Origin of the sequence: Emticicia oligotrophica DSM 17448, assembly GCF_000263195.1 — a bacterium.
GTDB lineage: Bacteria > Bacteroidota > Bacteroidia > Cytophagales > Spirosomataceae > Emticicia > Emticicia oligotrophica.
This window is the reverse complement of sequence record NC_018748.1, coordinates 2,103,885-2,116,490: the sequence shown is the minus strand read 5'-3', so window position 1 is coordinate 2,116,490 and position 12,606 is coordinate 2,103,885. Positions and strand designations below refer to the sequence as shown.

General features: G+C 34.5%; 6 protein-coding genes and 1 tRNA gene. 3 read left to right on the top strand and 4 right to left on the bottom strand.

Annotated features, from left to right (window positions below; genetic code table 11):
* Positions 1-104 precede the first annotated feature (104 nt).
* Positions 105-1,448, bottom strand: coding sequence for a (Fe-S)-binding protein (locus EMTOL_RS08720; RefSeq protein ID WP_015028914.1), 1,344 nt, complete (start codon positions 1,446-1,448; stop codon positions 105-107).
* A 260-nt stretch (positions 1,449-1,708) separates the two neighbouring features.
* On the opposite strand from EMTOL_RS08720, the gene EMTOL_RS08715 reads away from it, so the two are divergent.
* Positions 1,709-1,781 (top strand) — tRNA-Phe (locus EMTOL_RS08715).
* A gap of 132 nt (positions 1,782-1,913) precedes the next feature.
* Here EMTOL_RS08715 and ileS read toward each other — a convergent pair.
* The gene (ileS, locus tag EMTOL_RS08710) at positions 1,914-5,351 is read right to left on the bottom strand and encodes an isoleucine--tRNA ligase (protein ID WP_015028913.1); all 3,438 of its coding nucleotides are present in this window, start codon (positions 5,349-5,351) and stop codon (positions 1,914-1,916) included.
* Positions 5,352-5,688: 337 nt separating this feature from the next.
* Here ileS and EMTOL_RS08705 point away from each other — a divergent pair, with 337 nt between their 5' ends.
* The gene (locus tag EMTOL_RS08705) at positions 5,689-7,665 is read left to right on the top strand and encodes a T9SS type B sorting domain-containing protein (protein WP_305953206.1); all 1,977 of its coding nucleotides are present in this window, start codon (positions 5,689-5,691) and stop codon (positions 7,663-7,665) included.
* Positions 7,666-7,671: 6 nt separating this feature from the next.
* Positions 7,672-9,159 carry a capsule assembly Wzi family protein gene (locus tag EMTOL_RS08700; RefSeq protein WP_015028911.1) on the top strand — a complete coding sequence of 496 codons (1,488 nt, stop codon included), beginning with the start codon at positions 7,672-7,674 and terminating at the stop codon, positions 9,157-9,159.
* Here the strand turns inward: EMTOL_RS08700 and EMTOL_RS08695 are convergent.
* Complete coding sequence (locus tag EMTOL_RS08695; protein WP_015028910.1) at positions 9,142-11,076, bottom strand: polysaccharide biosynthesis protein; 1,935 nt, start codon at positions 11,074-11,076, stop codon at positions 9,142-9,144. The two genes, EMTOL_RS08700 and EMTOL_RS08695, sit on opposite strands and share 18 nt — an antisense overlap.
* Positions 11,077-11,236: 160 nt before the next feature.
* Positions 11,237-12,580 carry a phage tail-like protein gene (locus EMTOL_RS08690; protein ID WP_015028909.1) on the bottom strand — a complete coding sequence of 448 codons (1,344 nt, stop codon included), beginning with the start codon at positions 12,578-12,580 and terminating at the stop codon, positions 11,237-11,239.
* Positions 12,581-12,606: the final 26 nt, after the last annotated feature.

Genomic DNA, 12,606 nt, shown 5'->3' with positions numbered 1-12,606 from the left:
GTTTAATTTTTAAATAAAAAATAGACTCCTTATTAGAAAGTCTATTTTTTATTTAAATTTTTTAATATACTACACCGCTTAATTGCCTTTTTATTGTACTTTAACTATTTTAAATTTTCAATCCAATTGAAACGGTCACTCGGCGAAAATTTCCACGGAGCCATATTATTTTCTAAATTTGAGAACATTCCATTCCAAGAAGCAGGTGCTTGTGACTCCTCCATTACCTTATAGCGACGTAATTGTAAGATAATATCAAGCGGACTAATGTTAATCGGACACTCTTGTACGCAAGCATTACACGTAGTACAGGCCAAAATTTCTTCCTCAGAAATGTAATCGCCCATGAGGCTTTTACCATCTTCAAATTCAGCAATTGGAGCTTTTCTATCGCTGGCTAACCAACCCTTTTGAATATCTTCGAGGCGGTCACGGGTATCCATCATAATCTTACGTGGAGAAAGCTGCTTCCCTGTCATATTCGCAGGACAAGAAGAAGTACAACGGCCACACTCGGTGCAGCTATAAGCATCCATAAGGTTTTTCCAAGAAAGGTCTTTTACATCCTTTGCACCAAATCTACCAACCTCGGCTGGTTCAGCATCTGCTTCGGCTAAGCCAAGCATTATTTTTACTTCTTTCGTAACAGTTGGCATATTGGTCATTTCACCTTTGGCTTTAAGGTTTGAGAAATAAGTATTCGGAAACGCCAAAAAGATATGCAAGTGCTTAGAGTAAGTTACATAAGTTGCAAACGCCATAATACCTAAAATATGAAACCACCATGCAGTTCGCTCATAAATGGCCAAACCCGAGTCGGACCAACTCATAAATATTGGTTTCAAAAACTGACTTACCCAGAAATCTCCTGTAATTACTTCAGCATAATGTCCAACGGCTCTTTCCTGAAGAATTGTATCTACGGCGTTCATGCTCAAAAAAGCCCACATCAATAAAATCTCAGTAATAAGAATGATATTAGCATCTTTTGTAGCCCAGCCTTTCAATTCTCGGTGACGGCTATCTTGTAGTCGCTCAACTTTTGTAATATTTCTCCTAACCAAGAATGCCACACAGACAAGTACAACCCCAAGAGCTAAAACTTCGAAGAAATTTATCAAGAAATCATAGAAACTTCCGAGCGGTTCAGCAAAAATACGGTGCGTTCCAAAGATACCATCAATCATGATTTCCAGCACTTCAATATTGATAATTACAAAACCCGCATAAATGATAAAGTGCATTAAACCAACAATTGGCCTTGTAAACATCTTTTTTTGCCCAAAAGCAATGAGCAACATTGTACGTAAACGCTCTGAAGGGTTATCAGAACGGTCTTCGGCTCTACCTAACTGAATGGTGCTTTTAATGAGCATTACTCGGCGACTAATAAAATAGGCTGCCACCCCTAAAGCAACTAAGAACAAGATTTGCGAGATGATTTGCATAGTCTTTAATTGGTTGAATGTGCTATTGGTCAGTAAAAACCTCTGACGAACAAATGTTTTTCTAATTTAGATTTTGGTTTGATAATCGAACCAAATTAGTATGCTTGCATAACATTACAAATATCGTAAAAAAGATGCTCATGTCAAGCATGAAAAAAAATATTTAATTTTTTCATGAGATAAATTTGGTATTAAAAAACTTTTGTCTAATTTTGCAGTCCCAAACAACGGGAACACAGTGGTGAAATCACTAAACAAATGGTGATGTAGCTCAGTTGGTAGAGCAAAGGACTGAAAATCCTTGTGTCGGCGGTTCGATCCCGTCCATCACCACTGAAATTAAAAACCTGATAATCAACTGATTATCAGGTTTTTTTGTTTACACCAAAATGACAATTCAACAAAAATCCCTTACCGATTGCTCAGCAAGGGATTTTAAATTTTAGACTTTATGAAGAACCAATATTAGGCAACTACACTGATATTTACCACCAGAATAAATTCGTCCATTTCTATTTCAACTGCATTATTTGGCTTTTCATTCAGAATTTCTAAAGAAAGAGCCTGTACTTCTTGGCTTATGTAATCACGATTTGTTTCTACAGCAGTAGCCAAAATATCATTATTATTTTGCAACTGAATGCTGATTTTATCTGTCACCTCGAAGCCAGTATCTTTACGGTAGTTTTGTACACGATTGACAAAATCACGAGCGATACCTTCTTGGCGTAATTCTTCTGAAATATTAATATCTAAGGCAACAGTAATACCTTTATCTGAAGCTACTAACCAACCTGGTACATCTTCAGTTTGGATTTCGACATCAGCTAAAGTAATTAAGAATTGAGAAGTAGCCGTTTTGATTAAAAACTCACCTGTTTTCTCTAAAAGCTTCAAATCTTCATTGGTCATTGAGGTAATGCCATTACCAACCTCTTTCATATCCTTACCATATTTCGGGCCAAGGGCTTTGAAGTTTGGTTTTACTTTCTTTTTCAATACACCAGAATCATCATCGATATATTCAATGGCTTTGATATTCACCTCCGATTTGATAATATCTTCTACGTGACGAATTTGCTCACGAGTACTTTCAGACAATACCGGAATTAAGATTCTTTGTAATGGTTGACGAACTTTAATTTTATGTGTTTTACGCAATGAGTGAACTAACGAAGAAACCGTTTGCGATAGTTCCATCGAAGTTTCAAGATTTGCATCTACCCAAGCGGCATCATACACTGGCCATTCGGTAAAGTTTACAGAATAATGGCGAAGCGGAGAATTATTCGCTTTGGCTTCTTCACGCACTGAATCTGTCATGTTTTTATAGAGCCATTCGCCATAAAATGGAGCAATTGGCGACATCAACTGAGCAACTGTAACCAAACACTTATGAAGCGTTTCGTAAGCCGCTTTCTTATTTTCAGTCATTTCTCCTTGCCAGAAACGACGACGACACAAACGCACATACCAGTTTGAAAGTTGGTCGCAAACAAAATCTTGCACCAAACGACCTGCTTTAGTAGGATTATATTGATCAAATTGCTCGCCAACTTCTTTAATTAATGTATAGAGTTTTGAAAGAATCCAGCGATCCATTTCTGGGAGACTCTCGTAAGGAACTCTGTCAGTTTCAGACATCTTATAATTATCAAGATTTGCATAAAGTGCAAAGAAATTATAAGTGTTGGTAAGCGTACCGAAGAACTTATTACGAACTTCAGTGATACCATCAAGGTTGAAACGAAGGTTATCCCAAGGTTCGGCATTCGTAATCATGTACCAACGGGTTGGGTCAGCACCGTATTTAGATAAAGTATCGAATGGGTCAATGGCATTACCCAAACGTTTTGACATTTTATTGCCATTTTTATCTAAAACCAAACCAGTAGAAACTACATTTTTAAATGCTACCGAATCGTATAACATTCCAGAAATAGCATGTAGTGTAAAAAACCAACCACGAGTTTGGTCAACACCTTCTGAAATGAAATCGGCAGGATAATTTGCATCAAAAATTTCTTTATTTTCAAACGGATAATGCCATTGTGCGAATGGCATCGCTCCAGAATCAAACCAAACGTCAATTAAATCAGTTTCACGCTTCATTAATTTTCCACTTGCCGAAACCAAGAAAACTTCATCAACAAATGGGCGGTGTAAATCGAAGTTATTAGCTTCGTACGAACTAATAAAAGAAGCATTTTTCTCTTTTTGTTCTTCACTTAAAACATCATCATTCAATGCGTGTTTCAAGCCATTGATTAATTCTTGTACCGAACCAATACATACCTCTTCGCCATCTTCCGAACGCCAAATTGGCAATGGAGTTCCCCAATAACGGCTACGGCTTAAGTTCCAGTCAACCAAATTTTCAAGCCAATTGCCAAAACGCCCAGTACCTGTACTTTCTGGATTCCAGTTGATGGTTTTATTTAGCTCTACCAATTTTTCTTTCATGGCAGTTGTGCGAATAAACCAGCTATCAAGTGGGTAATAAAGTACTGGTTTGTCAGTACGCCAGCAATGCGGGTAAGTATGCTCGTATCTTTGTACGTTGAATGCTTTATTTTCAGTTTTCAGTTTAATGGCAATTCGCTCATCGACCGAAAGATATTTATCACGCCCTTGTTTGATACGTTCTGCTTCCTTTTCTTCATCAGACAAATAAGCTTCCTTCACATATTCTAAGGCAAAATCGGTAATTTCTTTCACAAAGCGTCCCTGACGGTCAACCACAGGCACATCTTTTCCATTCTCATCTTTAACCATGATTGAAGGAATACCGTGTTGTTGAGAAACTCTAAAGTCATCAGCACCAAAAGTTGGAGAAGTATGAACAACACCCGTACCATCTTCGGTAGTTACAAAATCGCCAATAATTACGCGGAACGCAGGAACTTCTGGCTGTACATAAGGCAATAATTGTTCGTATTCGATTCCATCTAAATCAGAGCCTTTACATTCAGCGATGATTGTCCAAGGAATAAGCTTTTTATCAGAATCAGCAAAGCCATCGAAATCTCCATCTTTACCTTTCTCAGAAAAATACTTGCCGATTAGGTCTTTTGCCAAAACTACATTTACAGGTAAATAGGTATATGGATTGAAAGTTTTCACCAACACATAATCAATATTTTTCCCTACTGTAAGAGCAGAGTTTGCAGGAAGTGTCCACGGAGTGGTTGTCCATGCAAGAATATATACATCACCTCCTTGAGCAGATTCAAACAAAAAATCTGATTTTGAACTTTTCTTTGCCTTGAATTGGGCTGTCAAAGATGTATCTTTCACATCTTTGTAGGTACCCGGCATATTCAATTCGTGCGAACTCAAGCCAGTTCCCGCTGCTGGAGAATAGGGTTGAATGGTATATCCTTTATAGAGTAATCCTTTATTATAAAACTCTTTAAGTAAGTACCAAATACTTTCAATATATTCGTTTTTATAGGTAATATAAGGATTTTCTAGGTCAACCCAATAACCCATTTTTTCAGTCAATTCATCCCATTGGTCAGTAAAACGCATTACCGTTTCACGACATTTCTGGTTATACTCTTCAACACTTATCTTTTTACCAATATCTTCTTTTGTAATGCCTAATTCTTTCTCTACTTGAAGTTCTACTGGAAGGCCGTGGGTATCCCAGCCACCTTTACGTTTTACTTGGAAACCTCGAAGAGTTTTGTAGCGACAAAAAATATCTTTAATCGAACGAGCCATTACGTGGTGAATACCCGGAGTACCATTTGCAGATGGTGGGCCTTCGAAAAATGTAAAAGTTGGCGAACCCTCACGTACTTCAATTGATTGCTCGAAGATTTTGTTTTCTTTCCAGAAAGCTAAAATTTCATCGGCAATTGCCGCATAGTTGACTGATTTATATTCTTTGTATTGCATGATAATAAGAGATAGACAGAATTAAGCATTTATTAAATATTATAAGATGACTCTCGATTGACATTTTCACAAAAATGCAGCTATCTTATAATCCTTATGTAATTCTGTTTAGTTTGAGGGTGCAAAGATACGATTTTTTATACTTAAATGAATATTATGCTAAAAGTTGAATTTGAAAAGTTATAATTTTCAGCCATTAAATAAAAAACAAAATAAATCAAGATTTAATCCATCTGTAATACGTTAATTATATGCATTTTTGTAATTAATATAGGCGAATTACCCATTTATGAATACGCGTTCGAGGATATTTCTACTTTTATTGTTTTCAACAACCTTGTTTGCACAAGATGACTTGTGTACTAAGGCTGGCGTTGAAAGAGGTGGATTTACTTTTGATGGCCCATCAACCGCTTGCATTGGACAAGAAATAAAATTAAGAGATAATTCAGGAGGAACAGGGGTAAAGTATATTTTTGGTTATACTCCTGGGTTGGATATTAACTCAACTCCTTCTCAAACTGACACTAAATATACCTTCCTTGCTGCAGGGCAATATACAGTTCTCCAATTTGGCAAAAAGGGTGGGAGAGATATGTACTATTGTGATGTGGTTTATGTGAGAGATAATACTCAACCGAAAGCATCATATTCAACTTGTAATAATCAAAACGTTGAGGTAATTATTCCCAAGGATGATAAAATCAATGATTATGATTACTATAATATCTCATGGGGAGACGGAGGTGTCCCTGAAGTAATTGCAAAAAATCAGCTTCCTTATAGAAAGGTGAGAACGCTAAATTTACCGCGAGATATTAAAATTGAAGGCTTTTTTAATGGTGGTACTAATTGCCCCTCCCCTGGTTCAATAACCTTACCGATTTTAACTCCAAGTGCTTTTCCTTCAGGCTACACACAAGCATTCTATCCTAACATAAATAGGCTTGAATTATTAACAGCAAAAACTGCAAAGTTAGAAATAAAGGGTAGTTTTCAAGAAAATGGATATGATTTATTCATGACTCCGCAGGGTACACCTTACCCTACAACACCTATACAAAGCAATATTAAACCAGGCACTATGAACATTACCATTCCAGATACAACAAAATCATATTGCTTTTATATAAAACGTTCTATTTCCTGTGGTATAGAGCAATCTGCTGAAATATGTACTGTTGTGCTCAATAATGTCATTCCTCAAGAAAGTGCTAATATAATCACCTGGAAAGAGTATCCTACTGAAATGACAGGAATTTCTAATAATACATCATTTGGAAGATATTTAAATTCCTCTCAAAAAATTCAAAAAAAAGAAAATGGCACTCTACTTCCACTAATTAATGCGAATGGACTAGGAGGAACCTTTCAGGAAACTGTTAATTGTTCAAAAAAATATTGTTATCAGGTTATTTCCGATACACAAGGTCAGATTTATTATAATGCTTTTACTGGAAAAAGCGTTTCAAAACAGGTTTGTGTAGATAGAAAAGAAATAGCAGCTACCCCTATCACGGAATCTTTAGTTACAGTAAAAGAAAATAATCAAGTTGAGATTAATATCAATGATAATAGCCCTTGGACCTTGCAACGTAAGGAGTATATTTTCTACAGAGTCGAAAATGGCGGTCTTACTTCTATTAATAGTGGTACTTTAAATAAGCAATTTATTGACGCTACTATTGACGCTTCAACTCAATCTTTTTGTTATAAGGTTGGCTTTAAAGACGAATGTGGTAGTACCTCTACCCCTTCACCAAGTTTATGTACAATTAATCTTAAGCAAACTATTGGCAGGGATTTAGAATGGACTAATAATTCTCCGTTTGGTGCGACCGCAATTGATAAATTTTATGTTCAGTTTTTTGACGAACAAACAAATATTCTTAATACCGAAACCATTAAGAATGCGAATGAAACAACTTTTTCTCCTAATTTAGATAACTTCGAAGTAGTGGCCAAATATAGAATCAAAGCCACTTCGTCAAATGGGAAAGAAAGTTTTTCAAATATTTTTTCAATCCCAATCAATGTTAGTATATTTTTACCTGATGCATTCACACCCAATGGAGATGGTAAAAATGATGAGTTATTAGTTAAAGGAAATACAAGAAGAATCATTAACTTTGAATTTCAAATTTTTAATCGATGGGGTAACCCTGTTTTTACAACAAGTAATGCTACAGAAAGTTGGGATGGTAAATATCAGAATGTAAACGCTCCCATTGATAACTATTCCTTTAAAATCTACGCAAAACTTGATGATGGAAAAGAGCTAATAAAGTCCGGACAATTTTTGCTAATAAGGTAATTTAATATGATTAGAAAGTTCCATATCTACGTACTAATAATAAATATTAGTGCGATTAATTCTTTTGCACAAAACTTCTTCTCGAGAAATAAGTATCATTTAGAAGTTGGCACATATTTATCTACATCTGGAACCACCCCTTTTTGGCTTCGCTCCAAGCAATATGGCATTGTACCATTTGAAAGCAATTTTTTCACTGTAAGAAGTAGTACACATAAAGAGTATGATTCCACAACGATTCTCAAAAAAAATAAACTTAAAAAATTTGATTATGGGTATGGCTTAGGGGCAGTCATTAATGCTGGTAAAAAAAGTAATTTTTTATTGCAAGAAGCATACTTAAAAGTGCGTTTTGGAGCATTTGAATTCTATGCAGGTAGAAGGAAAGAGCTTGTAGGTTTAGCAGATACCATGCTTTCATCTGGGCCTTATGTCTGGTCTGGGAATGCACTCCCTATTCCAAAAATTCAAATTTCAATACCTAACTATACCTCTATAGTTGGTCATGGTTTAATCTCAATAAAGGGGAGCTTTGCACATGGTTGGTTTGGAAACCAGGGAGAAACCAATGATTTTTTTTTACATCAAAAAACTCTTTATGGGAGAATCGGCAAACCAAATTGGAGAATAAAACTATATGGTGGCTTCAATCATCAAGTCCAGTGGGGGGGAAAACCCAATAAGCCATATATTGAACCTCAAACAGAAAAGTTAATTACCAGTTATGGAAATGATTTTAATACTTATTTAAATGTAATTACTGGTATCAGTTTAAATAACGAAGGAGGAACCGATATAAAAGGTGTACCTATTAATGATGCATGGAATAGAACAGGAAATCATTTAGGGAGTATTGATATTGGAATGGAAATAGAATTACCCCAAAGTACAATCTTTATTTATAGACAGAGCATATATGATGACGGTAGTCTATATTATTTAAGCAATATTAATGATGGTATTCTTGGTCTTTCCATAAAAACAAAAAATAAAACTGGGTTAATTGGACTAAATATAGAATATTTAAATACTACCAATCAGGGGGGAGATTTATCAAGTGAAAGCACAATCCCTGAACTTAGAGGAAGAGACAACTACTTTAATAATACCCTTTATAATTGGACATATAAAAACAATACAATTGGGACTCCCTTTATGTTACCATTTTATACAATCCCTGTTAATAATTTTGCTAATTACTCTGACTTAACAAAATTCTACTTACCATCATTTATTCTAAATAATAAAGTCCGAGGAGTAATTACAGGTGTTAAATATAACATAAGTAGATATTCTCTAACTACAAAAGCAAGTTTTACAAAAAATTATGGAATCTTTGGCACTCCCCTCCTTAAAACTAAACAATTTTCAATACTTCAATCCTCACAATTTATGTATCAAAAATACTTTTTCACATTCAACATTAGTTATGACTCTAATACAGTTTTAAATGGTTCTTTAGGCACACAACTAAGCTTAAGCAGATTCTTTTAAAGCATCTAATTTTTCATACTCTGAATTATTACTAATAAATTCTGGAACAATCTCCTTTAATTTTACAACTATCTCATTATTATCAACTGTATTTAAAATTGCTTGTAAATGAAGAATATTAGAATTTAATGCTTCATAATTAGATGAAATTACTTTAGCTATCATAATTTTTGGGTGATAGGTAGGTAATGTATTTTCATTAGTATTTAGTAACTCCTCATACAGTTTTTCTCCTGGTCGTAATCCTGTAAACTGAATCTCGATATCTTTATTTATCTCTAATCCTGATAACTGAATCATTTTTTTTGCAAGATCAATAATCTTCACTGGCTCACCCATATCAAAAACAAAAATTTCTCCTCCTTTTCCCATTGTTCCGGCTTCCAATACTAATTGGCATGCCTCAGGAATTGTCATAAAATATCTTATTACATTTTTATCCGTAACCGTTATAGGGCCACCAGCTTCAATTTGCTTTTTGAAGACTGGAATCACAGAACCGTTGGACCCTAATACATTACCAAATCTTGTAATGATAAATCTTGTATCATTTGAGTGTTGTGCATTTAAACTATGTACATACATTTCAGCGAGTCTTTTGGTGGCTCCCATTACATTTGTAGGATTTACTGCTTTGTCTGTTGAAATAAATACAAACTTTTCCACACCTAACTCAGTTGAAAGATTAGCTATATTTCTTGTTCCAAATACATTGACTTTGACTGCATTATATGGATTTTTTTCCATTAATGGTACATGTTTATAAGCGGCAGCATGGAATACCACTTGAGGCATAAAATCTTTGACAACACTTCTTAGAGCTTTTTCATCAGTAATATCAACTACCTCCGTCTTAATTTGACTTAAATAACCTTCAACTGATTTTTTTTTAAGTCTGAATAACTCTGTTTCCAAATCGTACAAGGCTGATTCTGCATGATCAAGAAGTAAAAGTTCTTTTGGATTATGATTTAAAAGTTGACGAACTATTTCACTTCCAATTGATCCTGCAGCACCTGTAACTAATATTTTCTTATTTGTCAAAAATTGAGATACAAATTTGTTGTTTATTTTAATTGGCTCTCTTTCTAATAAATCCTCAATTTTTACATTTTGAATTTGTCTAATATTTAGTTCCCCATTAAGCCATTTATTTGCAGTAGGTACTGACTTGATGATGACACCCATATCTAAGAAATCCTCTGTAATTGACAACCTTTGTTGAATACTTAGATTTTGGATTGCTAAAATAACCTCAGGAAAGACAAGTCCATCTGTAAAGTACCTTTTTAAGGTCTCTTCTTTATTGAGTACCCTTATTCCTTGTATCATCTTATGAACTTTACTTTTATTATCATCTATAAAGCATAAAATTTGATACTTAAATTTTTTATCACTTTGTAGCGTATTTTTAACAAGAAGCCCCAGCTCACCAGAGCCATAAATTATTACAGGCTTTTCTCTAACAAACCCGTGAAGCAAATTCTCATAGGTTATTTTCACAACAAACCTACTTGAAATCAACATGAACAAACAAATAAAATAGTCAATGGCTAAAATTGATACTGGTATTTCAAAATAAATAAGTTTGTCATCATTTCTTGAAATCAATGACAACCCTGTTAAAATACCAGTACCAAGTGAAATTGCTTTAAATAGTAAAGTTGCGTCTTCTGAGCTTGAATGTCTAATTATTCCTTGATATGATTTAAATAAATAAAATGATAATATCCTTACTATCACCACTAAAAATAAATGATACTTATATATAACAGGAGAGATATATACAAATTCTAAATTAAACCTTAAAAAAACTGCTATACTAAATGCTACGAGACAAATCACGCAGTCAATAAAAAGGATTAACTGTTTTGAGGCAAACTGATTTGCATATTTATGTAGTACTTGTTTTACCATATTTATTTATTATATCGAAGGTGGAATTTTGCCAACAAAAATACTCTATTAGATAGCTATTTCAAGTATTAATAGTTATATTTTGAATTATTTTATTTTTTGACAAACAAAAAAGTCCTGTTGTGATAAAACATAACAGGACTTTTTCAAAACTTAATTATTATTTATTTTTTAATTTTGCACTTTCTTCTTTTAAAGCCTTAATTTCTTTGTTCATTTCAATTATATACAAGGTAAGTTCCTCTATTTTCTCCATCAATTTAGCAGATGTTTGTGTTACATCTAAACCATTTTTAGACATATCCTCGGCAGATGGTACATTAGGGAGATGCTTGTTTTCCTTAATGAAGGACTCCACCTTGTCGAGTGACATCAATTTATAAGTTGGTTCAAATACGTAATCTGCCCAATCTGCAGTACCAGCCACAGCTACTTTAATTTTCTCAGTAATCATACCTCCTTTTACTAAAAGTCGATAGCCCCCAGAATTTGCAGCGGCACGGTCTGCTGCAGCTACTTCACCTACAGCAAGATATTTTGTCGCAAAGTCTCCATAAACAAGAGGGGTAGCTGTATTTGAGTTGGAAATATACAGCTTGTTTGATGCAGTTTCACTGTAACCGGCTTGATAACCTATAAAAGTATTTCCAGATGCAGTACCAGTATTACTGAAACCAGCTTGGAATCCAATTGCAACATTATTTGTACCATTGTTGCTAGCCATTGCCGTTGTTCCAATTGCAACATTCGAGTTTCCTGTTGTTAAACCAGCTAAAGCTGATGTTCCGATTGCTAAGTTATAATAACATGATTGGCAATCTCTTAATGCTTGAAAACCAAGTCCAACGTTTGCAGTCGCGGTAGTTGCATTAGTCAATGCTAAACTACCGATGCCTATATTGTATCCGGTAATACCTACTGTTGGATTTAATGCATTATTGTTTTGTAATGCGGCATAACCTAACGCTAAGTTATGGTTGACAGTAGTACTTGTATTACTAAAAGCAGCACCAGCACCAGGCCCAAAAGCAGTATTAAACTTCCCCGCATCTAGGAAACCAGCATAACTACCCCCTGCTTTAAAAGCCAACGGAGTAGCATCATTAGTACCTAACCAGTTAGTTGCTGGATTTGTACCTGTATTTCCGAGCATGCTCCAGTCATTTGGGTCAGCTGCTACTGATTTTTCAGATAAATTATTTCCTAACGACTTCCATTCATTACCATCGTTATAATAAAACCCTGAAACAAAATCTGTTTGATATACTATCAAACCTTTGGCAGGATTTTGAATTGAATTTCTCTGTTGTAATGTCATTCTTGGCATCAACAATCCTTTATTTGTTGAGCTTATATCTAACACTGCAGACTGGTCTGGCTTTGTAGTACCAATCCCTATATTATCTTTCTGAGCAAAGACCTGACTCGTTGCTATTATTCCAATAGTCGAAGCCAATAAAATAAAATTTTTCTTCATCATTTTATACATTTCCTTTTGATACATAATTATATTTTAAAGTTAAATGGAAC

What these genes read in the sequence shown, in the direction of transcription:
- EMTOL_RS08720 (WP_015028914.1), bottom strand. Translation starts at nt 1,448, where the DNA reads ATGCAAATCATCTCGCAAATCTTGTTCTTAGTTGCTTTAGGGGTGGCA.
- ileS (WP_015028913.1), bottom strand. Translation starts at nt 5,351, where the DNA reads ATGCAATACAAAGAATATAAATCAGTCAACTATGCGGCAATTGCCGAT.
- EMTOL_RS08700 (WP_015028911.1), top strand. Translation starts at nt 7,672, where the DNA reads ATGATTAGAAAGTTCCATATCTACGTACTAATAATAAATATTAGTGCG.
- EMTOL_RS08695 (WP_015028910.1), bottom strand. Translation starts at nt 11,076, where the DNA reads ATGGTAAAACAAGTACTACATAAATATGCAAATCAGTTTGCCTCAAAA.
- EMTOL_RS08690 (WP_015028909.1), bottom strand. Translation starts at nt 12,580, where the DNA reads ATGTATCAAAAGGAAATGTATAAAATGATGAAGAAAAATTTTATTTTA.